Origin of the sequence: Streptomyces sp. NPDC001744 (genome assembly GCF_042892575.1) — a bacterium.
In the GTDB taxonomy this organism is placed as follows: domain Bacteria; phylum Actinomycetota; class Actinomycetes; order Streptomycetales; family Streptomycetaceae; genus Streptomyces.
In genome coordinates, this window is record NZ_JBIAUG010000037.1 from 1 (window position 1) to 25,467 (window position 25,467).

Below are 25,467 nucleotides of genomic sequence, written 5' to 3' on the forward strand. Positions count from 1 at the left end.
ACCTCCCTCAACGGCACGGGAGCCCTGTGCGTTGCGGTCCCCATCCTGACTCGGCCTGCGTCACTCGATCAGTGGCCACGCTGAAAGAGCTCAGTGCCTAGTGGGGCAGGCCGGGGCACCGTAGGAGCACGTCAGGTCCCGAGGTACTCCAGGAGCCAGCTGACCGGCACGTCGTCCGCCGAGTCCGCGGCCGCCGTCTTCATCCGGCCGATGAGGACCTTCCGGGTTCCGGCGGGCAGCTTCTCGGCGAGGCGGTCGCCGTTGTCAGGGACGTTGCGGGGCTGCACGCCACCCCAGGAGCCGCTGGTGTAGATGCTCACACCGAGCTTCACGTCCGCCCAGGCGCAGCCGAAGCTGAGCCACACGTCGCCCCAGGGGCCGGCGTTGGGCGGAGGCACCGTCAGGATGATCGTGTGCTTGTAGTGGATGAGCCCACCGCTCTCGGTGAAGGCGAAGCCGTGCGGGATCTGCTCGGTCTGGAAGCTATTGGCCACCAGGTACTCCTTGCTCAGCAGGGAAGCGACACATCACACGGTATGAACCCGGTAGCCCGCTTTGTTGCTTGTCATGGCCAAACCATCAGTATGGGTGTACCTGGAGCGCACTGGACGACTCTCCGCGCCCGCGCACCCCTCCTGCCAACCAATCTTCGGTACGAAAGCCCCAGCCCTGGAGCGCATTTGGCTGGCGCCCGGTCACATCGGCGACATTGGCGGTGCCAGTCCAAGTTCGATGGCAAACCGTCCAGGTTCGCTGTCACAGGACACGGTCAGTTGGCGCCGGAGCGGGCGCGGGCGAGTGTCCTCTGACATCGAACGCTGCAGTGTGCCCATGGCCGCAGGCTTCCATGCCTACCGGCGTGAATACGGCCACCATCGTATGAACCTGCAAGCACCGTTACTCATAGCTATTATTCAACTCCATAGAGTTGTGACTGGGGGTAGGCCGTTCGGCGCCCCCACTCACCCCTCTGAGGAGTCAACTGACCATGACCACCCCTGTCGTCGACCTCTGGGGCCCCGCCACCCCGGGAGCCCGGACCGAGATTTCCGCCGCGCCGGAGCCTCACGATGAGTGGGAGCTCACTGGCGGGAAGGCCTGGGTCTTCTACAGCCCGCTGAACCGCAGGCAGCTCACCCGGCCGGTCATCCTCTCCGATGGCTTTTCCGCCGGGCCGAGCCGCCTGGACCAGCTCTGGGCGGGCCTGGAGGAGAACGATGACTACCGCTTCGTCTCCGAGCTCCACGCGACCGGCCACGACGTGATCATCCTGGGCTACGACAACCGGGCGGCATCGATCACGGCGAACGCGGACACCGTCATCGACTGCATCCGCCGGGCCCTTGCCGAGCGGGTGGGACGGTCGAAGCTGGTCGTCGGCGGATTCAGCATGGGCGGGCTCGTCACCCGCTACGCGCTGGCGAAGATGGAGCAGGACCCCTCCCTCCCGGACCACGAGACGTCCCTGTACCTCTCCTACGACACCCCGCACCAGGGCGCGTGGCTGCCTGTCGCCCTGCAGGCATTCACCCACTTCGCAGCGGACAACTGGGGCGAGGTCCCCCTCGTGGGGGAGAAGCTGCGCCAGTTCTCGGCGCTGCTCAACAGCCCCGCCGCACGGCAGATGGCGCGCTGGCACCTGGAGAAGGCCACCGGCACCGTGAAGGAGGACCGGGAGCGGGTCGAGTTCCTCCAGGCGCTCGAAGAGCTCGGCGGCTGGCCGCGGTCCGTCCGCAGGATCGGCGTCGCCAACGGCGTGGCGACCGGCAACGGCAACGGCAACGGCATCAAGCCCGACGTGACCGCCGTGCGGGCCGACGGTGAAACGCTCGTCGACACGTGGCTCAAGACCCAGGCCACCGGCGACCAGGAAGTCGCCCGCCTGCAGAGGAAGGGCGGCGAGGCGGTCTCGGTCCGCACCAGCGGACTGCCCGACATCGACGGCGCCCCCGGCGGCTTGTTCACCGCGCCCTCCGAGCAGGGCGACCCCGGCAGCTTCGGTCTCGTCGCGCTCCTCTGCAGGCTGCTCGGCAACACCGTGGACCCGGACGTCATCGCCACGTCCTGCTTCATCCCGGCCATCAGCGCCCTCGCCGCCGGCGACATCAGCGACCCGAAGGTGCTCTACCGGCCGATCACGCCCGACAACAGCGAGCTCGACGCCTTCAAGGCCGCCGGCCGCAACGAGGGCCACACCACCATGACCGAAGAACTCGGCGCATGGATCGTCAACGAGATCGTCGCCATCAGCTGACCCCCTCCGGGGGCGGGCAGGCGATCCAACGCACGCCCCGCCCCCGCCCCAAGCCGCCGGTCCAACTTCGCTGGCAATCGGTCCAGGTTCGGTGTCAAAGGGCACCGTCAGCGTGACGCGGCTTCCGGGCGGTTGTGGGCGGGGTCAGCGGTCCTCGGAGCGGGCGCGGGCGAGGAACGCGGCGAGGTCACCGGCGGCTTCGGGTTCGGCGGTGGCGAGCCGGGCCGCGAACGCCAGCTCGTCGACGCCGACGCCGGGGACCAGGCGGGCGAGTTCGGCGAGCAGCGCGGTGTGCGCGAGGAGCGGAGGCGGCAGGAGGCTGGCGGCGGCTTCGCGGGCGGCGGGGCGGCGTAGTGCCCGCGGTGCGCGGCCAGGGCGTGGGCGAGCCAGGCGTCGACGTCGGCCGGGGCGTACCCGCCGGCTCGCCGGGTCAGCTCGTCACGGACGGCTTCGTCCCCGTCGGCCGGCTCGGTCTGCTCCAGGGCGTGGAGCTCGCGCAGCGCCTGAAGCTCGTCGGCGCGGGCCGCGACCCGGGCGGCTTCGCGCAGCGCGGCCTCGCGGTCGGCGGCGGCCGCGGCTTCGGCGGCGAGCTCCTCCTGGACGACGGGGTCGGCGTCCGGGTCGTAGACGGCGCCCGCCGGCGCGGCGGCGAGCAGCTGGTCCAGGCGCTCCCACTCCGCGAGCTCCGCCCGGCCGCGGGCGTCGTCGGCCAGGTCCTCAAACCGGGAGTTCTGGCGTGCGTCGAAGCGGGCATCGTCGAGGGCCGCCGCGACGGCGACGGCGTCCATCCCCTTCGTCCGGCGCCGTACGACGCGGCGGCCGATCCGGGCGGGGTCGACCGGCTCCCGGGGCGCGGCAGCGCGCGGGGCAAGCGGGCGGCGGGCGGTACTCCGGGGTGGCCAGGGCGTGGTCATCTTCGGCCTCGTCTTCGTGGTGCGGATTCGGTGGCGGCCCGTCGCACAGTGCTCTGGCGGCGGCCCGCCGAATTGAACCGAAGCTCGGGAGTTGTCACCAGGTGAGCCGGGTGAACTGTCGAAGGGGACGGGTCGAAGCAGCTCTGTTGTCACCAACGAGACATGCGGCTTGTCACAAAAGCTAATTCGGCAGCCATGCTGTCACCAACTGGGACGGGGGAAAGCAGCCCACGGTCAGCCACAGGTTCCGGCACGAACTTCCTTCCTTCATAGCCAAGTTGGATGGATCTCGGCGTCGTGATGACATGATGCGGTAACAGGCATAGTCGTCTGGTGATCGTGTGATTCGGGGGTGTCATGGGAGCAGGTGAACTCGCCGCGGCCGCTGTCGGGGTCGTGGCGGCTGCGATCACAGGAGCAGCAACCATGGTGGGAGAGCAGGCCGGAGCTGCTGTCACGCAGCTCGTACGAGACCGGCTGGAGGCGTCGGACCGTGGTCGGGCTGCACTGACGGATCTTGACGAGACCGGGGCGTCGCCTCAGGCGCAGGCCGAGGCATCGGCGATTCTCACCGAGGAGATCGAGGCCGATCCCGGGCTGCGACACGCGCTGGTGCTTCACCTGAGTGCACCGCATGCGGCCGGCGGTGTGGTCATCGACCGCAGCCGGATGCGCGGCGACAACCCGATCCTTGTCGGCAGCGGGACGATCAACTTCAAGAAGCCGACGTCAGCGGCCGGTATGGTGGCCCTCGTACTGGCCGTGCTGGTGGTCCTCGCCGTGATCGTCCTCGCCGTGTACGGCGGGAGCCGGGTCCTTAGTTCTGATGACCCTACGGACAGCGGTCATGGCTCCGCATCCGCGACAGCCAGTAAGAACGGTGATTCGACGTCGAGCGACGGCAGCGGGAAAAGGACCGTTACACCTCGCGAACTGACCGTGACCGAGGCAAAGGACGTGGTGCCTGATCTGGAGGACATGCCGCCAGGCTGGACAGTCTTCATCCAGCGCAACGGGTTCCAGATAAAGGAGGCAGGCGCCACAGGGTGTAACCGGGGGACTGCGATCTACGAGAACCCGAAAATGAACTCGGGTAATCTCAAGGTGTCCTACATCGTAACCGCGTGCCGAGACGTCCAAAAGGTGATCGATGGGTATGCGGAGGAGCTGAAATCGGCTAACGGGCCGAAGGATAACGAAAGCGACAGATCAGAAGAAACGCGTATCGCGATGCCGCGGTGTGGTGATGAGAGCTTCGCCACCACGTTCGACTACCCTAACGCCCCGAACTTCGAACGGGGCGAGCGCATCGAGATTCGAGCCCGGGTGGGCGCGGTATTCATCGACATGACATACGGTCCCATCGGCGACGACCTCTACAGTCTCGACGCCACGGAGCGGGCCCAGGCGCTCATGCAACTCGTCTGCGATCGGGCTGTCGCTTCACAGAGCACGCTTTGACCGCCTCGAGTCCCCCGGATCCGAGGCCCCGCTGCCACTCCGTCACGAAGCGACAGCCGACGGTCGGGGCAGTAGATCAGGGTGTTGTAGATGGCTGCCGCGTCGACATGAGGAAATGAAAATCAGCGATGCGGGCTCCGTGACGACAAGCCTGCCTGTGTGACACCTACCGTGCTTTGGCTCACGGATATATTTCTAGCAGGTCGTGAATTCGGTCGGGTCGGAACCGGAAGTCTATTTTCAAGACCTGTGTGAAACCCGCGCGCAGACCATCGGTGCGGGTGCCCCATTTCGTGAAATACGACTCCGTGATGGCTTCCGCGACGATCGGATGCAGGTCCTCCTCCGTCACACCGGCCTCCTGGAACTCCAGGATCCGCTTCACGTAGGTGGGCGAGATGTCCGTGGTGATCTGGCGCTGGCGGCCGTCGTCCGAGCTGCCCGTGCACATGAATCCGAAGTAGGCCGTCACGCTCACCATCATCCCTCTGGAGGAGGCCGCCGCCGCACGTACCTGTGCCCTGACCTGGGGTTGCCACTCGGATTCCGTCTCCTCCACCAGGACTGCCCGCAGGCGCTTCTGCGGGGTCGTCAGGGTCCCAGCGCGGTAGCGCTCCACCGTGCGGCGCGAGACGTCCAGGCGCTCCGCCAGGGCCTTGGTCGAGCGGAACGGATCCGGGACCTCTTCCACGATCGCCGGCACCTACCCCCTGGAGCTGCTCACCCGGGACGGGGGCCGCTGGTGGCTTCCCCCGCGCCTATGCCGACCTCTTGGACCGGTGGGAGGCACTGGAGGACAAGCTCCTCGAGCGAGCGCGGGTGTGCTCGCGGTGCGGAGCGCGGGGGCCGCGCTGGAGCGGGTGGAGGACGCCGACCACGACCGGGTACGTGACGATGTGCCCGCCGTGCTCGGGGACGCAGTTCACCGCGTACACCGGGCGTCTGCGCGGGGTGGCGTACGGGCAGATGCGGGCCCGGAAACTGCGGGCCGACGACTACCTGTGCCGACTGTGCCAGTCGAGCAGGGCCTCGGTCTGGGACCACTGTCACGAACACGACCTGGTCCGCGGCCCGGTCTGCGCCAGCTGCAACACCATCGAGGGCATGGGAACCCCGGAGTACCTGCTGCGGCGGGAGGAGGTCGTGGCGCACCTGCTGGAATGCAGCCGCTGCCGCGAGGAGCGAACCCTTCCCCCGCGGTTCCACGCCGCGGTAGCCGGGCTCCACCTGGAAGCCGAGGCCCGGGACGCCAGCTGCCCCGTGCAGCCGGCCGTACGACACCGGGACACCACCACGGGAGGGCACGTCTTCGACCTGTACTGCAACCGGCACTGGACGAAGAAGTGGAGGGAGGAGGTGCCGGCCACCGAGGCGCACGAGTTGGTGCGTGCCTTCGTCGACCAGGCGCTCGCGGCCGGACAACCCGGCGCTGGCGTGCCGGGCCCGCGAACGGCTTCCGAGACGAACGCGCGGACGTGACGAGGCCCCCGTGCGGTGTGCGAGAGGACGGCGCGTTGGGTTGTCGGACCGGTCTGGCACGATGCGGGGCAGAACTGACCGGCGGCTGGCCGGCAGCCCTGATGGCAGGAGGACCCGGATGCTGCTGCGACCTGGCAGGACTTGTGATGAGGCGCTCGAACTCCTGAAGAACGTGACGGATCAGGGCCTGAACAACGTGCAGATGTCCGTACCCCATTTCTCCTCATACGGAATTAGGCCAGAGGCCGTACGCCAGGCTGAAAATGTCGACCGTCTGAAGTACGCCGTAAATCTCTATGACCAGTGGACACTCCAGGCGACCAAGGAGGTGCTGGCGGTCTTCACCGACCGCTCTATAGCTGCCCGTATGCGAGGCGAGCGGTACTCCAGCATCGTCTTCGGCGACCACGCTCCAGAACGTCTGGCCCAGCTGCTCAACTTCGAGCTCACCGAACTCCGCACGTACTTCATGGACCTGGGCAACGAGGTGCGCCGGTTGAAGGCCGCGCATGCCCATCACCAGGGCCGGACCGTGGTTCTGGACACCAACGACCTGCTGCACTACTCCCGGTACGACAAGATCCCCTGGGCCAAGCTCTACGGCAAGAACACGGTCGTGGTCATCCCCCACGTGGTCGTCGACGAGATCGACAAGAAGTCCTACGCCACGAGCGACACCATCCGAAAGCGAGCCCGAGGCGTCTTCGCCCCACTGGAGCAGACCCTCACGGAGCAGCGCCAGGGCCAGGTGACTGTCGGCGGGGTACGGATCGAGGTGCTCCTGGACGAGCCCCAGCATGTGCGATTGCCGAACAACGACGACGAGATCGTGGCCCGGGCCTGCGAGCTCCAGCAGTCCATCGCACCTGTTCAGGTCACGGTCCTGACCGGCGACAACGGCATGCGGGCGCGAGCGCTCGCCTGGGGACTGGACGCCGAAAAACTGCCGGAGAAGTACAAGATCGATCAGATCACGGCACAGAAGGACGAGTACCTGCAGACCATCACGGCGCCGGAGGAACCGGAACCCGTTTCCGCGCCTTGACCGCACAGACTGCGAGCGGGCCCGGACCGTCTGGTCCGGGCCCGCTCATCGTCCGGGGATCTACAGGTCGAACTCGAGGTGCTCGATGTCCGTGAACCGGACCTCCTCCAGGGAGCCGGCGCGGCGGCCGCCGTCCTGGAAGTACACGTCCTTGAGCGCTTCGGCGGCGATCTGCTGGAGCTGCTGGTCGCTGGCGCCGGTGTCCTGGGCGTCGAAGAGGCGGGCGGCGTACTGCGGGGGCAGGGCGACGGTCAGGTGCCGGATGCGGTCCTGGTCCGTCGAGCCGATCGGCGCGGTGTAGCCCATGCGGGCGCGGGTGTCGATGACGATGCCGCCGGTGGTTGCCGCCTTCTGCCGGGCCTTGGCCCGGATCTGGGGCTGCCACCGGGCCTTGACCTCGCGCTCCAGGCGCGCGGCGAGGTCGGGGCGGGGCTTTTTGATCTGGTCCTTCACGTACCGTTCGACGGTGCGCCGGGAGACCCGCAGCAGCTGGGCGACCGCCTTGGTGCCGCCGAGCTTTTTGACGAGGTACCGCATCTGCGGGCCCGCGTTCTTCGGTGCCGGGCGGGTGAACGCCTTCTGCACCGCCTTGTCCAGGCCGTCCCCGATCAGGCTCATCGCCCTTTTCCCTACTCTCCGTTGTCGGTGTCGGTGACGGTGCCGTCCTTGATGTACCGGGCGAGGTTGAGCTCCGGGGCGTCGAACTTCTCCCGGACTTCCTCGCCCCACAGGACGGTCTGGGTGCCCTCGTGCTTGACCAGGCCGGGGTTGACGCCGAGCTTGAACCCGCCCGGGAGCGGCTTGCCGTCCCGGTAGGGCAGGAAGTCCAGCGGCGAGGGCCCGTTGGCGGCGTAGACGACGCAGTCGGACAGGATCGCGATCGGGTACTGGCCGGTGAACGCGGCGTGCTTGACGATCTTGCGGTGGAGGTTGATCCGGGTGCGGGAGATGACCGCCGCGCGGATGTCGGGCCGCCACGTCGGGCGGGACAGGGCGCGCCACGGCTCGCCGGGCCGCCAGCCCTCGGCCCGGGGCCGTTCGCGCAGCTTGCCCAGGCCGCCCTTGACCGTCGCCTTGATGGCCGAGACGACGAGTCCCAGCTCCGGGTCACGGTCCTTGTAGCCGTCCATCGCCGTCAGGAAGTCCTCGGGGGCGAGGTCGGCGTCGACGCCGAGGTCGGCCATCGTGGCGAGGTAGGCGTCCCGGAGCCGCTGGTACCAGCCGTCCAGGTAGCGGCCGCTCTCGTACCGCACCCACGCCTCGACGGGGCGCACTTCGTAGCCGAGCTCCACCGCGTAGGCGACGGTGGGCGTCGCGTACCAGGCCGGGCCGGTCGGGCGTTCGCCCTTCGGTGTGAACGGGGACGGCAGCAGCGAGCCGTCCAGGTCCACCCACTCCTTGCCGACCTTCACGCGGGACAGGTCGACGTGGGAGAGGTCGACGAGCCAGGAGCCGGGCAGTTTCGGGTCGAAGACGGGGGCCTTGACGTGCGTCGCCTCGCCCAGGCCGACGGTCAGGCCGTTGGCGCCGGCGGCGAAGGCCATGTTGACGTCGATGCCGACCAGGTGGCGCAGGGTGCACTCGGCGTCCGTCATCGGCCGCGCCCAGTCGTAGGCCTCCTCGAACAGCTTCTCGCCGGGGCCGCGCACGTGGAACCGCGGGAGGTCCTTGAGGGCGGGGTGGCCGTCGGGGACCTCGCACGGCGGCCAGTTCATCGGGTCGATGGCGTCCTTGCCCAGGCTGCCGGGGTTGTGCTCGGAGTGCCGCTTGCCGTCGGCGTCCGGCTCGGAGGCCCGGGTCGGCGGGTGCAGCGCGGTCATCAGCTCCAGGCCGGTCACGGCCGTCGAGCCGCGCGGCGTCATCACCCGGGACGCGTACACGCCCAGGACGCGGGCGAGTTCCGCCGGCGGAAGCTGCCCGGCGGTGCCCCAGTGCCGGGTGTCCAGCGCGTTCCACGACGGGATGCACAGCTGCACGCACGCCCGCTCCGAACCGGTCGCGGGCCGGTAGATCCGCGCCCACGGGCCGAAGCCCCGCTTCGTCAGCTTCCACTCCGCGCGCGCGAGCTGCTTGATGACCCTGTGGCCCTCCGGGAGGCGCCCGGCGACCTTCTCCTCCTCCGTGAGCGTGACGGGCAGGCCGTAACGCTCCAGCGCGGCCTCGGTGAGCACGAGCAGCGGGTCGGCGTCCTTGCCCGGCCCCGACAGCTTCGGAGCCCCGAGCTTCGCCTCGCGCAGCGTCCACTCCACCAGGGACGGCAGGGACTTGGCGGGCACGTCCAGGACCAGGCCGCCGGTGCAGTACGCCACCACCTTCCCGTCCTCAACGTCGACGACCGCGAGCGGCCCGTTCTCGAACCGCGGATCAGCGCCGCCGGGCGCCGGGATACCGGCCGGGGCCGCCTTCCGCGCGTCCGGGCGGCGCGACGTCGACAACGGCCTGGCGGCGGGCGCCGGACGAGCCGGGGCGGCGACGGGGGCCGGGGTGGGTTCGGGCGTCGCTGCGACTGCCGCCTCGAACGGCTCCTCCGCGACCGTGGCCCGCGCTTGCGCCGGGGCGGGCTCGCCGGTGAACGTCCCGGGAACCGGGGCGGCTTCGGCGGCCGCCGGAACGGACCCGGCCGCCGGGACCTCCCCCGGGCCGGGCCCCGGAGCCGGGGCGGGGTAGAGCTGGGCGAGCCCGTCCAGGAGCCGGGCGTACGCGTCGCGTTCCGGCGGGCGCGGTTCGGTTTTGCCCGCTTCCCAGCCGGAAACCGTGGCCCGGCGCACCTTCAACGCGGACGCGACCTCGTCGACCGTCAGGGCGTGGGCCTGCCGCAGGCGTTTGCGTTCCGCCGGTGGTGGCAGGACGGCGCGGGACGCGAGCAGGGCATCGACCGCGTCGAACAACTCGGACATGAAACACCTCCGGGCCACACCCTACCCCACGAAGCGATCATTTCACGTGCTTCTTGCGTTCTTTTAGCGTTCGAATTGCGTGCGCGTGAGGTCGAGGGGTGCTCGATACCCTTCTTCGGTGTCCTGTCTCACTTCTCACTGAAGGTTGACCGGTGAGGTGTTGTCTCAACGAAGCGTGATCGAGACATCTTGCTGGCAACCTGACAGTGTGGATGACTTCACCGAGCAAGGGCTTCGCGACGCGATCGCCGCAGCGGAATCACCGGCCTGGTCTGTGAGGGCTGCAGCAGGACGATGTCTGGCGGCAGCGCCTCAGATTGAGGGTGTCGCCGGTGTCCTGCACCGTCTCTTGCTGGACGCTCAGGACACCGGCGTGACCTCGGATACTGCGTTGGCTCTCTTGGCTCGGAGAGATCTGGCCGGCCTGCGGGCCGTGCTCGCTGCCCGTGCAGTCGCCTCCGATCAAGGAACGGCCGATCAGCTCGCTGCGGAGCTTGACTGCGACCCACGCTGGGCGACCGGAAAGGACGGCGACGAGCTGATCGCTCAGCTCCGGACCTTGGCAGCGGACCAAGACCCCGATGTCCGCAACGAAGCCCAATTGCGACTTACAAGCCTGCGCTGATCGGAAGGCACTGCCCAGTCTCCGATGAGATCGGTCAACCTTCGGTGAGACAGGACACCCGGAAGGCGCTGAGCTGCGGATATGGTCGGACCGCGACGCCGGACGGCGCCTCGTACGACAACAAGGGTACGTACATGGAGCGCAACAGCGGACAGGGGTATGGCGACGTCGGCTGGGGAGTCACCACAGAGCCGGGCTGGGGCGTGTGCCGGGGCATCGGCTGGGGAGTGACGGCCGGCTGACCACCCACCCCGTCCGGCCCGTTCGGACACTCCAGGCCGCCCCGCCGCCCGGAACAGCCGGTGTGCCACGCTGAAGACGTCCGGCGGGGTCGCGCCCGTGAAGCCGACGCCTTCCCGCCGGACGCCGGCATCCCGATCAGCACAGGAAGACCACCGCCATGGACAGCGCGGTCCTCGAGGACCAGGACGCCGAGTACGAGCTCGTGCTCCGCTTCCGCCCGGGCGGCCCGACCATCGTCGGCGTCTGGGGTCGGCCTGAGGTGGCCGACCAAAAGCTGGTGAAGTGGATCGGGCAGTACGGCGGGCCCGGAGTCGTCCTCACCCTCACTGCCACCGCCGGCGGGATGGTGAGCCCGGTGAAGAGCTGGACCTACGAGGGCGGTCTACAGGTAGCCGGGGCGGCCTGAGCCGCGTACGGGCCGGACTGGGAAAGGAGTTCAACTCTGCGCGGCGGCCCGGCCTCCGTGCTCACTTCTTGGACGGTGTGGGGTCGGTCAGACCGACGGCGTCGTCGACGACCGCCCGGGGGACCTCGGCGGGCGGCTTGCCCTTCTCGATCCGGTCGACCACCGGCGCGATGGCGTCGTACATGCGCCGGGAGAGCGGCTCGATGGAGGAGTTCGCGGCCGGTCCGCCGCTGATGTCCCGCTCCAGGGTCTTGAGGTAGTCCACGAGCTGCGCGCCGGTGAGGGTGATCTCGACCAGTCCGCGCTGCCCGGCTTCACCGTCGGCCCTGCGGGGCTTGGCGTCCTCGTGCGAGTCGGTGGTGGACGCCAAGCCCTGCTTGGTGCGGTCCCAGAGGTCCTTCGTGCAGGTGATCTTGAAGGCGGCGACGACAGCGGCCTTGTTCAGCCGCTCCTCGTGCCCGGCGGGCGGTTCGTCCGCGCAGCCGGTCGCAAGGGCCAGGGCGGCGGCGAAGACGGCTGCGGCCGCCGTGCGGCGCAGGGTGTTTCGGCAGGGGTGTCGTGTGGTCACCGGCTGATCACCGGGAGTCCGGCCGGGGACCGGCGGCGGTTCGGGCGCGGGATCACCGGAAGGGGTGAGCGGGCCGACGGGGTTGTCCTTCGCCGGGCCGGGAGCGGGCGGATCAGGTGGTCTGGGCGGTGAGGTAGCGGGCGGCGGTGTCCACGAACTCGTCGTGGGCGACCACGGCCTCCCGCCGGGCGGCTTTGAGCGCTTCGGTGCTGTCGAGCGCCTCGCGGATCGCGTAGGTCAGCGTGATCATGCGGTCGGCCGCCTCCCGTACGGCCGGGTCGGTGATCAGCACACGCATTGTCACCAGCGGGCGGGCGACCGCGGCCCGGGTCGCCTGGCTCTCGGCGCGCAGCGCCTGGACCAGGTCGGCATCCGCACCTTCGAGGACGGCCTCGCCGCGCTTCCACAGGGTCCGGCGGTGATCGCTGACCGCCACGGCCAGTGCGGTGACCGCCGCCAGGCGGTCGCGCCGGACCGTCTCGCTCTGGCCGGCGCGCGCGGCCCGTTCGGCGGCCCGCTCCTGGAACCGGCCGGAGACGATCGCGCCGAGGAGCGTGCCGAGGATGGCCAGGGCGGCGGTGACGAGGGTGACTAACACGAGGATCCTTCCGTGCTGTTGAGGGCCGGACGTTGCGGACGGGAGGCCTGGGCAGATCTCCCGCATGAACAGTGCCAGTACCGCCCCCCCCCCCCCGCCCCGTCTTCCTGCCCTCGGGCTTTTTCTGGAACACCGAGGCCCGCATGGTCGGCGAGGTCCTGCACACCGTGGCGGCCGCCGCCGTGCGCACCCTGGACGACACCCGCTACCTGGCGCCGGCCCTAACCTGGCAGACCGCCACCGGCCAGGTCGAGGACTGCGTCACCGCCAACCACCGTGCCGAACACCTCCGGGTCCTGCTCCTTCCCGCCCACGCCCTGGAGGCGATCTGGGCCTGCCGCGCTGGTCCGGGCCACCGGGTACGACGACGACGCCGAGCGCTTGGCCGGCCTGCTCGACGGCTGTCTCGGACCGGTGCACCACACCGGCCTGCCCGGCCTGATCGAGGCCCTGGACCGGGTCCTCGCGGTCCTCACCCCGGACCTTCCCGCCGCCCGCGCTCTCGCGGCCCGCGTCGCGCTGAACGGCGGGATCGGCGAGGAAGACCAGGAGCGGCTCGCGGAGGTTATGGCGGCGTGACGAAGGGCCGGAGCCGCCGACTGATACGCCGTCGGTCTCCGGCCCTCGCGTCGCCGGGTGGTCAGAGCTGCTGCTGGTAGAAGCCGAGGCCGACGATTCCGGCGCCGGTGGCGTAGGCGGCGCCGCGCAGGGCGCTGGAGGCCAGCGCGGTGCGGCGCCGGGCGATCCAGCGTCGGGTGCGGCGGATTCGCGCGGTCCGGCCCGCAGGGCGGGTGGGGCGGTTAGGGTTCACGGTAGGTGCTCCGTTCTTCGGGGTGCTGGTGATGGTCCGGCGGGGGTTGGGCGGCGTAGGAACCTTCGGCCCCGCGCCGGACCTTTCGTTGTGTTCAGGGACGGCCGGCGAGCTCGCGGATCTCGTGGATACGGTCGGCCAGACGGGCGCCGGGGCGGCAGACCAAGCCGTCATCGGCGTGGTGGTCGGCCAGCTGGTCGAGGTCGGCCTCCAGGCCGCCGGTGAGGACGGCCCGGCTGGTGTTGTGGCGGGCGGAGTAGCCGGTGAAGCGCTCCAGGGCCTCCAGCAGTTCCTCCGGAGCGAGTTCGCGGCCCTGCTCGGGGTCCGGGCGGACCAGGGCGGTGACCTGCCGCTTTCACAACCGGGCTTCGCGGTCGTCACCGGGGGCGAGGTGGTCGAGGTAGAGGCAGTACGCTGCCTTGCTGCTGCCGGCACCGGCGGCGAACCGCCACCAGAAACGGGCGCTCTCGGGGTGGTGGGCGAGGTAGAGCATGCACGCGAAGACCTGGACGCCCTCGATGTCGACGCCCTTGGTCCAGCCCTCGAACCGCGCGATGTCGCCGTTGCCGTCACCGTCGGCGCCCAGGAGCGCGGTCAGCTCCTCCACGTGGACGGCCGCCCCGGCCTGGGTGACCGCGGCCCGGGCCATCGCCCCGGGCCGGCGGCGGTCAGGCCGGTGCCGTAGCTCAGGTCGCAGACGAAGTGCCGCAGCGCGGCGCGGTCCCGGCGCCGTCGGGGGCGGGGTGGTGTGCCGGGGGCCGGGGTGGGGGTGGTCACGGGAAGGGTTTCCTTTCCGGTGCGGGAACGGCGAAGGGAGCCTGCCGGGGTGGTGGGCCCGGGCGGGCTCCCTTCGGCGGGGCGGTGCGGGTCAGCTGTTGGTGAGTTCGCGCAGTCGTTTGGCGAGGCGACGGTCGGGTCGGCACAGCAGGCCGTTGTCGTCGTGGACGTCGGCGAGGCGCTCGAACTCTTTTTGGAGGCTGCCGATGGGGACGGGGCGGTGGGAGCCGGTGCGGGCGGAGTAGCCGGCGAACCGTTCCAGGGCCTCGATCAGGCCGGTCTGTTCGGACAGGTCGAGGCCGGGGCCCAGGGTGTCGGTGAGGCTGATGCCGATCTGCCACCACCAGTGCTCGGCCAGGTCGAGTTCTCCGTCGACCAGGTGCTGCAGGTGGAGGCAGTAGGCGGCTGCGGCGTGTCCGGCGCCGGTGGCGACTTGCCACCAGAAGCGGGCGGACTCGGGGTGGTTGGCGAGGTAGAGGGAGCAGGCGAAGACGAACAGGCCGACGTGGTCGATGTCGGGGTTGTTGCCCCAGCCCATGAAGGAGGTGTCGGGGTCGTCGATGATGTCGGTGAGCTTCTTCATGTGGGCGGCCGCCCCGGGCTGGGTGACGCCCCAGCTGGCGACCGCTTCCAGACGGCTGCGGGCCTGGGCGCTCTCGGACTGCCGGGGTGCGGAGGAAGGCGGGCGGTAGCCGGCGTCGCGGGCCAGGCGGCGCAGGCCCTCGGCGGCGTCGAAAGGGCGGCGGGGCTCGCATACCGAGGCTCCGGCCAGTCGTTCTTCCCAGGTGCTCACGATGTGCCCTCCTGTGTGTTCTGCAGGATCCGGTAGTACTTCGGGGCGAGCCGCTGGCGGGCCTGGCGGCAGTGGTAGTCGACGGTGCTGGCCGTGACACCCATGTACCAGGCGATGCGCTTGGTGCTGTGCCCGCCGATGTAGCGCAGGACCATCACGTCGAACTGCCGGGGCGGGAGGTTTCCCAGCGCCTCGTACAGGCCGCGGCCGCTGTCGAGCGCGGCCATCCGTTCGCGCAGGGAGAGCAGGCCCTCGGATATGACGGTGCGCCGCATGATGGCCCAGACCTCCTGCTGGAGGTCCTCGCTCTCGGCCTTCAGCTTGTCCCAGAGGTTCAGGATTTCCAGGAACCCGCGGTGCACAGCCTGTTCGGCCGCATCGTTCGTCCCCAGGACCGCTAGGACGTGGAACGCCACCTGGTTGAACAGGTAGAGCGCCTCGAACTCCACGGGCAGCGGGAGACAGCCTTCGTCCAGCGGAACGGGGCTGTCGTCGTCGCCGACTTCTTCGGACATGGATCCTCTTCGTTGAGGGGCGAGTGCCGGTACGGAGGTGCGCCGGCGTGAACAACTCAACCGTTTGAAACCCCCGAACACGCATGCGCGCTCCACCAAAATTCACTTTGGGAAGTCAACCGGGCACACGCAGCGACGATACGTGTAGTGTGCAATGCGGGCCGACCAGGAGAATTGATCAACCCTGCGTGACATGAAACCGACAGTGAGTCGCAAGAGGGTGACCAGGGTCACACGGGGCGCGTGAGCCGGGAGAGGCTGGATCACGCCACGATGGGGTGAATCACGTCAAATGGCCTGCGCCTTGGCGCTTCTGTCACTACGGCGGAGAGCAGCCGCCCCACCCCCGTCGTCCCCGGTTCCGGCTGCCCATACCCAGGCCCGGGCGACCGCCGTTGGAAACGGCATGCACTGCGACTCCGAGCCGGTGACCGGCACCTACCCCGACGAGCCCCGCCTCGCCCTGCTCACCCACACCGAGGCCCGCGAGACCGTCGCCCTGCTCCGGCTCCTGGAACGCCTCGATCCCGTCGGGCGCGGCCCGGCGGCCGGGCAGCTCGCCGCCGACCTCGCCCGCCGCCTGTCCGCCCCGTAGCCGAACCCGTCCTGGGTCTCGGCGGGGCGGGGCGGGACGTCGGCGGTTCAACCCGGCTCGAGAGCGAGACCTTCGCGGGAAAGAGCGACTTCACCGGTCGCGGGCCCGGTCGCGGTCAGGTGGCGGCGCTGCACGCACTCCTGCACGTACGCCTCGGGATCGGCGCCGTCGTCCAGGAGGTGCGCGAGGGCCAGGAGGAGGGCTGTGGCTCCTCGGCCTCGATGTGCAGGACGGCGTCCTGGTGCCCGGGGCAGGGGCTGTTCTGCCGGGTGCGCGGGCACCGCCCGGCTCCGGCCCCGCTTTCTCAAGAGCCGCGCCCGGGGTCCGGTCTTCGTCACCCACAGCCGCCCCGGATCGGGGAAGGTGGTCAGCCCGCCCGCGCGACGTGTGCACGGACACGGGCCTGGTCCGCCTCCCCTACGGTCAGGCCCGCGCCCTCCTTGACGAGCACACCGCCGTACGGGGGCGGGGACGGGCTGGGGTCTGCACGAGTACCGCCATTGCGGGCTGACCGGGCTCGATGTGCAGGGTGCCTCGCTTCTGACGCCGATGGCGAAGTTCCGGCTCAAGAACCCGGAGAACGTCCGGCGATACTTCAAGCCGCCGCGCGAGGCGCTCTCGGAGCTGACCAGCCTCTTCGCGCCCGGTGACGCACGCCGCTGAATCACCAGCCTGGGCCGGACGGGTGCCCTGGCGCGGTCAGCCGCCGACGCACCGGTTCCGTCCCCGTTCACCCTCAGGGGTGACCCGGGCTGCCGGGCGGGTCACCCGCCCGTGTGACCTGGCCGTGCTTCTCCTTCTCCCGGCGCGGGTGGCCGGAGTCTGCCCGCCGAAACGATTCCCCTCCGCGCCGGGCCTGTGTCGCGGAGCGGGGGGAAGGCGGCGAAGGGCGGCTGAGCGTCTGGTCTGTCGCTCCTCGGCCTCACACGGTGCCCGGTCGCGGTCTCCATGCTGAGCAAGTGGCGCCGGCCAGTACGGCCACGGTTCGTTCCTGGCCGTCTCCAGCCGGCGCCGTGAGACGTGACTGCCGAAAAGCCGCCATTGAAGGAGAACGATGCCCGCGTTCCGTCCCCTGCATGCCCTCACCGCGGCCGCAACCGCGGCCGCCCTCCTCGCCACCTTCGGCGCGGGAAGCGCCTCGGCGGTCGACCGCACCGGCCAGGACCTGATCAACCGGACCGACGGGAGCCGCCTCGCGCTGTACGGCGACTCCACGGCGGCGGGCGCCACCGCGGTCTCCCTCCGCGACCCGGCGTGGAAGCACAGGACCGAGGTCTGGGACGAGGTCGACGGCCGTTGGGAGAACGGCCGCTACACGCTGACCTTCAAAAACCAGGCCGCCGACAAGTGCCTCCAGCCGGCCGATGCGCAGCCCACCCGAGGCACCACGATCGTCGTACAACCCTGTGACGGGTCCGACCTCCAGCGCTGGGTCCTGCGTCCGGAGGGCGACAACAACTCCCGCTGGTGGATCTGGCAGCCCAAGGTCAACACTGACCTCGCCATGACCCTCAACCGCTACAACGACGGCAGCTGGAACACCCTCTACCTCGACACCTCCTACCCGAGCGCCGACCGCCTCTGGCACCTGGCGGACGACAACACCAGCTGGTGACGGCAGCCGCACCCCAGCGCGGCCGGACTGAGCGGAGGCTCGGACCGTAAGTCCACCGAAGCCCCCGGCCGCGTGGCCGGGGGCTTCGTGCTTCCCCCGTCACACCCCCCTGCCCCGCGTCCAAACGTGCTGCCAACGGGCCCGGACCAGAGTCGGCGAAGCTCACTCGCCGTCGGCGGCGTGTTCGTCGCGCAGGAGACCCGCAGCGCCGGCCAACCGGTCGCGCCCCTGCCGGACCTGCTGCCCCCGGTCCTGGACATCCTTGAGGGCCTGACGGCCCGGGACTCGACGGACGGCCGGTCCGTGCTCCACGAGGTGGGCATCCTCCTGGACGCCGTCGTCGTCTACCAGGGACCCGGCTGAACCTTCCCCTCGTGCGCGGCCCTGGAGGTGACGGGACGCCAGGCCGGTCAGCGGATGCCCTGGAACCCGGGCCCGGGCCCGCGCCGGCGGGGCCGGCGTCCGGGACGCGGTCCGGGCACTTCCGGCGCCGTCCCGGTCGTCGATGTCTCCGGCTCCGGCTCGGTGTCGGCGGGCAGGCCCAGGCGGGCGGTGGCCGCCGCGGCGGCCACCGCCCGCCTGGGCCTCGCAGGCGTCCGGATGGAGCCGGGCGAGCGCGGCGGTCAGGGTGTCGATGGCGACCAGGACGTCACCGGCGGCCGCCTCGCTCCAGCCGTACCCGACGGTGTCGTTCGCGAGCTCGCACGCCGCCTTTGCCACCTGGTCCGCGCTCCTCGATGCCGGTCCCTGTCCTCTTCACCAGCCCCGTGCCGTCCCCCAACGCCGCGCGCGGCCGCGGGAACACTGCCGGCCGGAACCACTCAAGGAGTCCAGGTGGTCAGGGCGGCGGCGACGTCGCGGACGTCCAGCCCGCTCGCGGTCTTCTTGACCAGGTCGACGGCCTGCTCGGTGCTCGCCTTCACGGGGCGGCCGCTGGCGGTCAGGAAGGCTGCGGCGACGGCGGCCGCGTACAGCTCGTTGGAGTGCTCCAGCGCGGGCAGCCGGACGAGGGACTGCAGGAGGGCGGCGGCGCGGTGGTGCGGTTCGGGGTAGACGGTGGTGCCCATGACGACCGCGCAGTGGCGGGCCCGGGCGGCCTCCAGGGCCCCGAAGTCGACGACGTCGGGATCGCCGGGGATCTTCTCCTGGGCGACGTCCAGGAGCCAGATGAGGTCGACGGTCAGGTTCACTCGGCCCGGTCTCCGGCGGCGGGGCGGGGGCCGAAGTGCTCGGCGAAGCCGAGGGCGTGCTCGGTGACGAACTCCTCGGCGCCGGCGAGGAACCGGGCGAGGACGGTGGTGGGCAGAAGGGCGTGGCAAGGAGGAAGAGGACAAGGGCACGGACCGCAGTGCCGCCCTGGAAACCCCGGCCCAAGTCCTTTTGCTCTTCCGTCAGCCGAACGGGTGACGTGCCGGACGTCGCGGCCTGGCCGGACCTCCATTCCCCGGGCCGCGCGGTTTCGCCTCCATCGCACGCAGCATCTCCTGTGAGTCCCTTCCCTGTGTCAGTTGGCGAGCTGCAGCTTCACTCTCCACGGTCAAGATTCCTGTGGTGAGCGAGGAGGCGGTCACTGGAAGCCGTGGGACTGCGTGGGCGGAAGATGCTCAGCACGCCCCACGGCATCGACGCTGCCTCTCAAGATCGCACCCTTGCTCACTATTGCCCGCTTATCTCCGTAAGGGAGCCTTTTGGAGTGGCCTTTGCTTCTGTGGTGCAGCGGCGTGCTGACGCGTGGCGCTAAAAGCTAAGAGCTTGGCGCTGTATGCCTACACCGCCCCCCTGGGTGGCTGTGAAAATCAACGCGCGTCACAGATGGCGTGATGACAGATCCGAGAGTGACCGGGTTTGGGGAGTTTTCTGTGCCTGTGGCACGAAAGCACTCCTGCCGCGACCGTTACTTTCCTAGATCACCGAGGGACGAAAGAGTCATATGCGCACTCGATCTACATTAATGACCCTTTTGGTGTCATTGTCCGTGCTGACCACCGGGCAGGCGGTCAATGCAGGAGCGGCCTCTGCTTCCGCCGCTTTGGTACAGCCTGCGCCTGAAAAGCTTACGAAACCGTCTCAGAGTGAAACCGTACGCTCCGAAGAGTCATCCGCCGGTGGGCAGTATGTGCCGGCTGAAGCACGCGTTCTGGATAATGTGACGGTGGAACCAGGGGCGACGCTTACTGTGCAGGTTGCCGGGACCGCTTCACTTCCGGCCGTCGGGCTCGACACCGTGGCCGTCAGCGTGGCGGCCAAGGGTGACAGAGATTCTGGGTCTCTGGTCGTGTACCCCGCGGGTGAGGTAGAGCCCGATACGGCCAGTGTGAGCTACGACAAGGCGCACTACGCGGCTACGACCCTGGTGACCAAGGTGGGTAACGACGGGCAGGTGAAGGTCGTCAACCAAGGCACCGCCAGTGTGCGCGTCTACTTCGATGTGCAGGGCTACACGCTTCAGCAGCCGAACAGCCAGGGGAGCACCTACACGGCCCTGTCGCCGCAGCGGATCCTGGCACCTACCAATGTGGGAGCGGGGGGCAACCTCGAACTGAAACCGATAGGTCAGGGCGGTGTTCCTGCCGCCGGCGTCACCGCCGTAGCCCTGAACGTCCAGGTCCGAAGTTCCTCGACCGGCACCGTGCGGGTATACCCCGCGGGAGACTCGTGGCCGGTCGATGCCACCATCGACTACCAGAAGGGAGTGGACCAGCAGAACTTCACCATCACGAAGATCGGTACCAACGGCATCGTAAACATCCACAACCTCGGCTGGGGTAGCGCCGAAGTGACCGCTGATGTCGTCGGATACTTCACCTCCTCCTCGAATGGCCCGCTTCGCACCAACCTGCGTTCAGTCCTCCCCTCCCGCATTGCCGAGAAGCTGGTGATCCCTGCCGGAGGCGACAAGGTCGTGGACCCGCGGGGCGTTGCTGGGGTTCCCGTACTCAACACCACGGCTGTCGGCATCGGCGTCACCGCCTTCGGCGAGGGATCCGGCGCGGTCCATGTGTCCCCCACCCAGACGGCGATCTCTGCCACTCCGCTCGTCACCTACGCCCCCAATGCCGAGGTCACCGGTTTCACCCTCGCCAAGCTCGGCGGAGACGGCAAGGTCAACCTTCGCAACACGGGGTTGAAGCCGGTAACCGTCTGGGTCGATGTGCTCTCCTACGCTGAGCTCGTGGAGCGGACGTTCCCGGTTCCGACCAGCGTTGGTCAAGCCATCGAGAACATCACCGGCACTGCGGACGTGACCAGTGAAGTGGGTAGCGACACCGAGAACATCGTGATCAACTCCAGGACAGACGACTCCGGCACCACCACGGTAGAGATACCCCGCGATCCCCGACAGGGCATCCACGTACGCAACGACGCGGGCACCACCATTCTGCACCTCCCTGCGACGGGTACGGCCTCACGCACCAACGGTGGAACCGTCATCTATGACGGCACCAGTTCGGCCTACTCCATCGGTGTGCAGCCCACCACCGACGGAGGCTTTCGCACCTTCGCCCACCTCGACGACGCAACAGCGCCGACCAGCTACGACTTCCCGATGACCCTGCCCGCAGGAACACAGCTCGCCATCGACGAACTTGATGGCAGCGCACTCGTGGTCAAGGAGCATGCCAGCACCACTGAACCTACCGTCCTTCTCGAAGAGGTCACTCGCATCCAGAAGCCGTGGGCAAAGGACGCGCGCGGTCGCACCTGGCCGACCTCGTATTCCGTCGAGGGCAACATCCTCAGGCTGACCATCGATCTCACGCCTGTCATGGACGCATCCGGAACTACGGTGGCGCCTCAGTTCCCTGTAGTCGCTGACCCCTGGGTGAAGCGGAACTGCGGGATCGTCACCTGCTCCTGGTACTTCAGCAAAGCCACCACCCGTTGGATGAAGGCCCAGTTCGACAACCGCGGGTGGACGGTGGCCACGGCGAGCGGCGTCATCTGTGGCAACCTTCCGCACGCTGTGGCCAAAGCCGCGTGTGCCATCGCTGTTGGCTACTACTACAACAGCGCGTTCAACAACACACGGGCCGCCTACAACCGCGGTGGATGCCTAGTGGTGCGTGTCAACGTCCTCTGGGGCGCCACCCCCCTCACCGCATGGAGAACGGTCCGGTTCGACAACGTTCCGCTCAGTAACCGCTACTGCTACGCAAGCTGAATCTGTACCACCCGGGCCCGGGCCTTCTTCCACGAGAAGGCCCGGGCTGCAGCCCGTGCTCTTCCAGCTGCTGTTAACGCCTACCGAAGCCGCCCCTGTGGCGGCAAGCCGTCCTCGACGCCCTCTCCGGGGTCTGTCAATCGAACGGTGTAACGCGGGTGGTTGAGGTTACTGACGGGCTGCGGAGAGCCGGCCGTCGGAGGTGATGTCGAAGGCGTTCAGGGCGGTCTTCCAGCGCATGGTCCAGCGGGCCTGTCCCTTCCCGGTCGGGTCCAGGGACATGATCGCCATGTAGACGCACTTCAGGGCGGCCGTCTCGTTCGGGAAGTGCCCGCGTGCCTTGACCGCCCGCCGGATCCGCGTTCACGGACTCGATCGCGTTCGTGGTGCAGACGATGCGGCGGATCTCGGTATCGAACCGCAGGAACGGCGTGAACTCCTCCCAGGCGCTCTCCCAGAGCCTGACGATCGCCGGATACTTCTTCCCCCAGGCGTCGGCAAACTCAGCGAAGCGCTCGAGGGCCGCGTCCTCGGTCGCCGTGGTGTAAACGGGCTTGAGGAGCTTGGCGATCTTGTCCCAGTCCTGGCGGGCGGCATAGCGGAAGGAGTTCCGCAGCAGGTGGACCACGCAGGTCTGGACGGTGGTGCGGGGCCAGACGGTCTCGACCGCGTCGGGCAGGCCCTTGAGACCGTCGCAGACGAGCATGAGGACGTCGCCCGCGCCGCGGTTCTTGATCTCGGTCAGGATGTGCATCCCGTGCTTGGCGCCCTCGCCGCCGTCCCCGGCCCACAGCCCGAGGATGTCGCGCCGGCCTTCGGTGGTGACGGCCAGGGCCACATATATGGGCCGGTTGGCGACGGCGCCGTCGCGGATCTTCACGTGGATGGCGTCGATGAAGACCACCGGACAGACGGCGTCGAGCGGCCGGTTCTGCCACTCGGCCATACCCTCGAGGACCTTGTCGGTGATCGTGGAGATCGTCTGGCGCGAGACCTCGGCGCCACAGACCTCCGCGAGGTGGGCCTGGACCTCGCCGGTGGTCAGGCCCTTCGCGGACAGCGAGATGACCATCTCGTCCACGCCGGTCAGGCGCCTCTGCCTCTTCTTGATGATCTTCGGCTCGAAGGACCCGTCCCGATCGCGGGGCACGGATATCTCCACCGGACCGACGTCCGTCAGTACTGTCTTCGCGCGGCTGCCGTTGCGGCTGTTGCCGCCGTTCTTCCCGGCCGGGCCGTACTTGTCATAGCCGAGGTGGTCGGTGATCCCGCCCTCCAGCGCGGACTCCAGCAGCCGCTTCGTCAGCTGCTGCAGCAGTCCGCCCTCGCCGGTCAACTGGAGACCCTCGGCCTGAGCACGGGAGACCAGCTCGTCGATCAGCCGGTCGTCCACCACCCTCGACGGCTGCGGCTCAGACGGCTCGACGGTCCCGGCCTGGGTCACATTCTCACTGGTCATCGGTGCATCTTCCTTGATCGGGAGTTACACCGAACGATTTACAGTCCCGGTCTCGGACGCCCTGCCCGGCGGCGGGGGGAGAGAACCATCGGTGTCATGACCGAGACGAACACCGTGAATCACCCCAGGGTCGCCCTGGTGACCGGGGCCAACAAGGGCATCGGGTACGAGATCGCCGCCAAGCTCGGCGCCCTCGGCTGGACGGTCGGGATCGGCGCACGCGACGAGGAACGGCGCGAGGCCGCCATGGACAAGCTCCGCGCGGCCGGCACCGACGTGTTCGGCGTGCCGCGGGCCGCGCCGAGGACGTCCCGCTGACACCCCGGGAACTGGAGGTCCTGCGTCTCGTCGGGGACGGCCTGTCCAACAGCGAAATCGCCGCGGCCCTCGTGATCAGCCGCGAGACCGTCAAGACCTTCGTGTCCCGCATCCTCGGCAAGCTCGGCCTGCGCGACCGCGTCCAGGCCGTCGTCTACGCCTACCGGCACGGCCTGGTCGCCTGAGGCTCCCGCGGGCCTCAGGTGCCGGCTTCGTCGGCCTTCTTCCGCCGCCCCCGTCCTTTCGGCGTCCGTCGTGGCGGACGGCGTTCGGACACTCCTGCCGGCCGCGCGCGGCGACGGCGACGGCGACGGCGACGGCGACGGCGACGGCGACGGCGACGGCGACGGCGACGGCGACGGCGACGGCGACGGCGACGGCGACCAAGCATCGGCGTTTCGGCCAACCCGCCTCCGTCCACGCACTCTTACGCGGCAAGGGTCGGTGCACCACACACCTTCGACGAACCGCGGAATCCCAGGGTGCGCAACCCGACCGAAAGACACGCGTTCGAAATCGCGGCGGCGTCGTTGAACAGGCCGACACCCCACTCCGCCTCTGAGAGGGAACACATTGACGCAAGTCGAACCAGGCGGCGACGAGACCGTGAACCCGCCGAAGACCGCCACGCCGACCACGACCAACATCTCGGACGCCGAGCGGGAGCTGTACGGGGGCCGGTTGCGCTACGACCAGTCCTACGTCCGGCACGAGGGCCCGCTGACCCGGCTGAAGTTCGGGCGCATGGCGGCGGCACTGCCCCGCATGGTGGGCATGGTGCTGCGCACCGGCTGGGAGACGGACCGGCGGGCGCTGGCCGGGGTCGTGGCGGCGCAGCTCGGGCAGGGCGTGACGGCCGGCTGGGGACTGGTGGCGGTCAACGGCGTCCTCACCCGGTTGTTCGCCGACGGCCAGACCCCGGACAAGCTCCGCGAGGCTCTGCCGTCGCTGGCGGTGCTCGCGGTCGCGGCGGTGGCGACCTCGGTGCTGTCGGCGTGGTCGACCGCGATGTCGGGCCGCCTCGAACCGCAGGTGGAACGGGCGGCCTCGGCCCGGTACTACACGGCCGTCACCGGGGTGGAGGTGGAGGCGACCGAGCGGCCGGAGGTCCAGCGGCTCCTGGAGGCGGGGAAGTTCGGCACCGACTCCGCCCGCAGCATGCTCCGCCTGTCGGTCGGCGTGGGCAATGTGGTGATCGGCATGGCGGCGGCCGCGGTCGTCCTCGCGGCGCTGCACTGGGCACTGCTGCCGATGCTGCTGGCGATCGCCCTGCCCAAGGGATGGGGGCGGTGCGCTCCGCGCGCCGCGAGTACCTCTCCCGCCTGAACTGGGTCGACCACCGGCGGGCGATCGCGTCGTTGCTGGCCCACCTGACCCGCCCGCACGCCGCCGGGGAGATCCGGGTGCACGCCGCCGGCACGAAGCTGTTGTCCAGCTACGAGGAGATGTCACGGCAGACGGAGGCGGAGCAGCGGCGGCTCGCCCGGGCGCAGGCGTCCACGGACCTGGTCGCGGGCGCGTTCGCCGGTGTGGTGTCGCTGGCCTGCTACGGATTGCTGTGGTGGCTGCTCGCCTCCGGCGGTCTGCCGCTCGCCGTCGGTGGCACGGCGGTGATCGCCATCCGCACCTCGACGGCGCGGCTCACGTCGCTGGTGCAGCAGGTCAACCGGCTGTACGAGGAGCTGCTGTACCTCACCGACACCGAGGACGCCATCGAGGTGGCGGGCGAGAACGCCATCCCCGCGTCCGGTGCACCGCTGCCCTCGCCGGTGCGGGAGGTGCGGACGGAAGAGGTGTCGTACACCTATCCGGGAGGGGACTCCCCCTCCCTGAAGGGCGTGAGCGTGCGGGTGCCGCGCGGGAAGGTGACGGCCCTGGTGGGGGCGAACGGGTCGGGGAAGACCACGCTCACGAAGGTGCTGGCCGGGCTGC

The 25,467-nt window shown here is 69.5% G+C and carries 26 protein-coding genes and 4 pseudogenes; 17 read left to right on the plus strand and 13 right to left on the minus strand.

The window, feature by feature from the left end:
- Nucleotides 1-131: 131 nt before the first annotated feature.
- On the minus strand, nt 132-494 hold the full coding sequence (locus ACFYZY_RS28965) for a hypothetical protein (RefSeq protein WP_388699999.1): 363 nt from the start codon (nt 492-494) through the stop codon (nt 132-134).
- A 494-nt stretch (nt 495-988) separates the two neighbouring features.
- Between ACFYZY_RS28965 and ACFYZY_RS28970 the strand changes: the two genes are divergently transcribed.
- Entirely contained in the window at nt 989-2,254 is a 1,266-nt protein-coding gene (locus ACFYZY_RS28970; RefSeq protein WP_388700001.1) for an esterase/lipase family protein, read from the plus strand.
- 107 nt (nt 2,255-2,361) lie between these two features.
- Here ACFYZY_RS28970 and ACFYZY_RS28975 read toward each other — a convergent pair whose 3' ends face one another.
- Nucleotides 2,362-3,042, minus strand: coding sequence for a hypothetical protein (locus ACFYZY_RS28975; RefSeq protein WP_388700003.1), 681 nt, complete (start codon nt 3,040-3,042; stop codon nt 2,362-2,364).
- Between the two features lie 552 nt (nt 3,043-3,594).
- Here ACFYZY_RS28975 and ACFYZY_RS28980 point away from each other — a divergent pair.
- Entirely contained in the window at nt 3,595-4,629 is a 1,035-nt protein-coding gene (locus ACFYZY_RS28980; RefSeq protein WP_388700006.1) for a hypothetical protein, read from the plus strand.
- A 181-nt stretch (nt 4,630-4,810) separates the two neighbouring features.
- Here the strand turns inward: ACFYZY_RS28980 and tpg (ACFYZY_RS28985) are convergent, their stop codons facing one another.
- Nucleotides 4,811-5,332, minus strand: coding sequence for a telomere-protecting terminal protein Tpg (gene tpg / locus ACFYZY_RS28985; RefSeq protein ID WP_388700009.1), 522 nt, complete (start codon nt 5,330-5,332; stop codon nt 4,811-4,813).
- Nucleotides 5,333-5,523: 191 nt separating this feature from the next.
- Between tpg (ACFYZY_RS28985) and ACFYZY_RS28990 the strand changes: the two genes are divergently transcribed.
- Nucleotides 5,524-6,108: an endonuclease domain-containing protein gene (locus ACFYZY_RS28990; protein WP_388700059.1), complete on the plus strand. Its 585-nt coding sequence runs from the start codon at nt 5,524-5,526 to the stop codon at nt 6,106-6,108.
- Nucleotides 6,109-6,475: 367 nt separating this feature from the next.
- Entirely contained in the window at nt 6,476-7,153 is a 678-nt protein-coding gene (locus ACFYZY_RS28995; protein WP_388700010.1) for a PIN domain-containing protein, read from the plus strand.
- Between the two features lie 60 nt (nt 7,154-7,213).
- Here ACFYZY_RS28995 and tpg (ACFYZY_RS29000) read toward each other — a convergent pair whose 3' ends face one another.
- On the minus strand, nt 7,214-7,771 hold the full coding sequence (gene tpg / locus ACFYZY_RS29000) for a telomere-protecting terminal protein Tpg (protein ID WP_388700012.1): 558 nt from the start codon (nt 7,769-7,771) through the stop codon (nt 7,214-7,216).
- Between the two features lie 11 nt (nt 7,772-7,782).
- On the minus strand, nt 7,783-10,050 hold the full coding sequence (gene tap, locus ACFYZY_RS29005; RefSeq protein WP_388700015.1) for a telomere-associated protein Tap: 2,268 nt from the start codon (nt 10,048-10,050) through the stop codon (nt 7,783-7,785).
- A 175-nt stretch (nt 10,051-10,225) separates the two neighbouring features.
- On the opposite strand from tap, the gene ACFYZY_RS29010 reads away from it, so the two are divergent.
- From ACFYZY_RS29010 to ACFYZY_RS29020, 3 genes are all read left to right on the plus strand, one after another.
- Nucleotides 10,226-10,675, plus strand: a complete 450-nt coding sequence (locus ACFYZY_RS29010; RefSeq protein WP_388700017.1) for a hypothetical protein — start codon at nt 10,226-10,228, stop codon at nt 10,673-10,675.
- Between the two features lie 44 nt (nt 10,676-10,719).
- Entirely contained in the window at nt 10,720-10,917 is a 198-nt protein-coding gene (locus ACFYZY_RS29015; RefSeq protein WP_388700020.1) for a hypothetical protein, read from the plus strand.
- 158 nt (nt 10,918-11,075) lie between these two features.
- Nucleotides 11,076-11,324 (plus strand): hypothetical protein, encoded by a 249-nt coding sequence (locus tag ACFYZY_RS29020; protein ID WP_388700021.1) that lies wholly within the window; start codon nt 11,076-11,078, stop codon nt 11,322-11,324.
- A gap of 61 nt (nt 11,325-11,385) precedes the next feature.
- Here the strand turns inward: ACFYZY_RS29020 and ACFYZY_RS29025 are convergent, their stop codons facing one another.
- Both ACFYZY_RS29025 and ACFYZY_RS29030 read right to left on the minus strand, forming a co-directional pair.
- The gene (locus tag ACFYZY_RS29025) at nt 11,386-11,892 is read right to left on the minus strand and encodes a hypothetical protein (RefSeq protein WP_388700024.1); all 507 of its coding nucleotides are present in this window, start codon (nt 11,890-11,892) and stop codon (nt 11,386-11,388) included.
- Between the two features lie 112 nt (nt 11,893-12,004).
- Nucleotides 12,005-12,490: a hypothetical protein gene (locus tag ACFYZY_RS29030; RefSeq protein ID WP_388700027.1), complete on the minus strand. Its 486-nt coding sequence runs from the start codon at nt 12,488-12,490 to the stop codon at nt 12,005-12,007.
- Between the two features lie 276 nt (nt 12,491-12,766).
- Here ACFYZY_RS29030 and ACFYZY_RS29035 point away from each other — a divergent pair, with 276 nt between their 5' ends.
- Nucleotides 12,767-13,069, plus strand: coding sequence for a hypothetical protein (locus ACFYZY_RS29035; protein WP_388700028.1), 303 nt, complete (start codon nt 12,767-12,769; stop codon nt 13,067-13,069).
- Nucleotides 13,070-13,130: 61 nt separating this feature from the next.
- On the opposite strand, the gene ACFYZY_RS29040 is transcribed toward ACFYZY_RS29035, so the two are convergent.
- The 4 genes from ACFYZY_RS29040 to ACFYZY_RS29055 all read right to left on the minus strand — a co-directional run bounded on the left by ACFYZY_RS29040 (nt 13,131) and on the right by ACFYZY_RS29055 (nt 15,386).
- A complete protein-coding gene (locus ACFYZY_RS29040; protein ID WP_388700031.1) occupies nt 13,131-13,301 on the minus strand; it encodes a hypothetical protein in 171 nt (56 codons plus the stop codon).
- Between the two features lie 355 nt (nt 13,302-13,656).
- A complete protein-coding gene (locus ACFYZY_RS29045) occupies nt 13,657-13,950 on the minus strand; it encodes a hypothetical protein (RefSeq protein WP_388700034.1) in 294 nt (97 codons plus the stop codon).
- 219 nt (nt 13,951-14,169) lie between these two features.
- Nucleotides 14,170-14,871 carry a hypothetical protein gene (locus ACFYZY_RS29050; RefSeq protein ID WP_388700036.1) on the minus strand — a complete coding sequence of 234 codons (702 nt, stop codon included), beginning with the start codon at nt 14,869-14,871 and terminating at the stop codon, nt 14,170-14,172.
- The gene (locus ACFYZY_RS29055; protein WP_388700038.1) at nt 14,868-15,386 is read right to left on the minus strand and encodes an RNA polymerase sigma factor; all 519 of its coding nucleotides are present in this window, start codon (nt 15,384-15,386) and stop codon (nt 14,868-14,870) included. Before ACFYZY_RS29055 ends, ACFYZY_RS29050 begins: the two co-directional genes overlap by 4 nt.
- A gap of 406 nt (nt 15,387-15,792) precedes the next feature.
- Here ACFYZY_RS29055 and ACFYZY_RS29060 point away from each other — a divergent pair, with 406 nt between their 5' ends.
- From ACFYZY_RS29060 to ACFYZY_RS29075, 4 genes and pseudogenes are all read left to right on the plus strand, one after another.
- Nucleotides 15,793-15,981 carry a hypothetical protein gene (locus ACFYZY_RS29060; RefSeq protein WP_388700041.1) on the plus strand — a complete coding sequence of 63 codons (189 nt, stop codon included), beginning with the start codon at nt 15,793-15,795 and terminating at the stop codon, nt 15,979-15,981.
- Nucleotides 15,982-16,200: 219 nt separating this feature from the next.
- Nucleotides 16,201-16,644, plus strand: a pseudogene (locus ACFYZY_RS29065) (site-specific integrase); the annotation flags it as partial.
- 391 nt (nt 16,645-17,035) lie between these two features.
- Complete coding sequence (locus ACFYZY_RS29070; protein WP_388700043.1) at nt 17,036-17,596, plus strand: RICIN domain-containing protein; 561 nt, start codon at nt 17,036-17,038, stop codon at nt 17,594-17,596.
- 180 nt (nt 17,597-17,776) lie between these two features.
- Nucleotides 17,777-17,959, plus strand: a complete 183-nt coding sequence (locus ACFYZY_RS29075) for a hypothetical protein (protein WP_388700045.1) — start codon at nt 17,777-17,779, stop codon at nt 17,957-17,959.
- A 458-nt stretch (nt 17,960-18,417) separates the two neighbouring features.
- On the opposite strand, the gene ACFYZY_RS29080 is transcribed toward ACFYZY_RS29075, so the two are convergent.
- Nucleotides 18,418-18,786: a fic family toxin-antitoxin system, toxin component gene (locus tag ACFYZY_RS29080; RefSeq protein ID WP_388700048.1), complete on the minus strand. Its 369-nt coding sequence runs from the start codon at nt 18,784-18,786 to the stop codon at nt 18,418-18,420.
- Between the two features lie 785 nt (nt 18,787-19,571).
- Here ACFYZY_RS29080 and ACFYZY_RS29085 point away from each other — a divergent pair.
- Nucleotides 19,572-21,758 carry a hypothetical protein gene (locus tag ACFYZY_RS29085; protein WP_388700051.1) on the plus strand — a complete coding sequence of 729 codons (2,187 nt, stop codon included), beginning with the start codon at nt 19,572-19,574 and terminating at the stop codon, nt 21,756-21,758.
- 168 nt (nt 21,759-21,926) lie between these two features.
- Here ACFYZY_RS29085 and ACFYZY_RS29090 read toward each other — a convergent pair.
- Nucleotides 21,927-23,217 (minus strand): annotated as a pseudogene (locus ACFYZY_RS29090) (IS256 family transposase).
- 96 nt (nt 23,218-23,313) lie between these two features.
- Here ACFYZY_RS29090 and ACFYZY_RS29095 point away from each other — a divergent pair.
- The 4 genes and pseudogenes from ACFYZY_RS29095 to ACFYZY_RS29110 form a co-directional block, all read left to right on the plus strand.
- Nucleotides 23,314-23,508 (plus strand): annotated as a pseudogene (locus tag ACFYZY_RS29095) (SDR family NAD(P)-dependent oxidoreductase); the annotation flags it as partial.
- Between the two features lie 11 nt (nt 23,509-23,519).
- Nucleotides 23,520-23,720, plus strand: a pseudogene (locus tag ACFYZY_RS29100) (response regulator transcription factor); the annotation flags it as partial.
- Between the two features lie 388 nt (nt 23,721-24,108).
- Nucleotides 24,109-24,861 carry a hypothetical protein gene (locus tag ACFYZY_RS29105; protein WP_388700054.1) on the plus strand — a complete coding sequence of 251 codons (753 nt, stop codon included), beginning with the start codon at nt 24,109-24,111 and terminating at the stop codon, nt 24,859-24,861.
- On the plus strand, nt 24,825-25,467 hold a 643-nt coding region (locus ACFYZY_RS29110; protein ID WP_388700056.1), incomplete at its 3' end, for an ATP-binding cassette domain-containing protein. The genes ACFYZY_RS29105 and ACFYZY_RS29110, both read left to right, overlap by 37 nt.

Coding starts and splice junctions, on each gene's coding strand:
- ACFYZY_RS29045 (WP_388700034.1), bottom strand. CDS start 13,950: ATGGCCCGGGCCGCGGTCACCCAGGCCGGGGCGGCCGTCCACGTGGAG.
- tpg (WP_388700012.1), bottom strand. CDS start 7,771: ATGAGCCTGATCGGGGACGGCCTGGACAAGGCGGTGCAGAAGGCGTTC.
- ACFYZY_RS28995 (WP_388700010.1), top strand. CDS start 6,476: ATGCGAGGCGAGCGGTACTCCAGCATCGTCTTCGGCGACCACGCTCCA.
- ACFYZY_RS29020 (WP_388700021.1), top strand. CDS start 11,076: ATGGACAGCGCGGTCCTCGAGGACCAGGACGCCGAGTACGAGCTCGTG.
- ACFYZY_RS28990 (WP_388700059.1), top strand. CDS start 5,524: ATGTGCCCGCCGTGCTCGGGGACGCAGTTCACCGCGTACACCGGGCGT.
- ACFYZY_RS29070 (WP_388700043.1), top strand. CDS start 17,036: ATGCCCGCGTTCCGTCCCCTGCATGCCCTCACCGCGGCCGCAACCGCG.
- ACFYZY_RS28975 (WP_388700003.1), bottom strand. CDS start 3,042: ATGGACGCCGTCGCCGTCGCGGCGGCCCTCGACGATGCCCGCTTCGAC.
- ACFYZY_RS28970 (WP_388700001.1), top strand. CDS start 989: ATGACCACCCCTGTCGTCGACCTCTGGGGCCCCGCCACCCCGGGAGCC.
- ACFYZY_RS28980 (WP_388700006.1), top strand. CDS start 3,595: ATGGTGGGAGAGCAGGCCGGAGCTGCTGTCACGCAGCTCGTACGAGAC.
- ACFYZY_RS29060 (WP_388700041.1), top strand. CDS start 15,793: ATGCACTGCGACTCCGAGCCGGTGACCGGCACCTACCCCGACGAGCCC.
- tap (WP_388700015.1), bottom strand. CDS start 10,050: ATGTCCGAGTTGTTCGACGCGGTCGATGCCCTGCTCGCGTCCCGCGCC.
- ACFYZY_RS29055 (WP_388700038.1), bottom strand. CDS start 15,386: ATGTCCGAAGAAGTCGGCGACGACGACAGCCCCGTTCCGCTGGACGAA.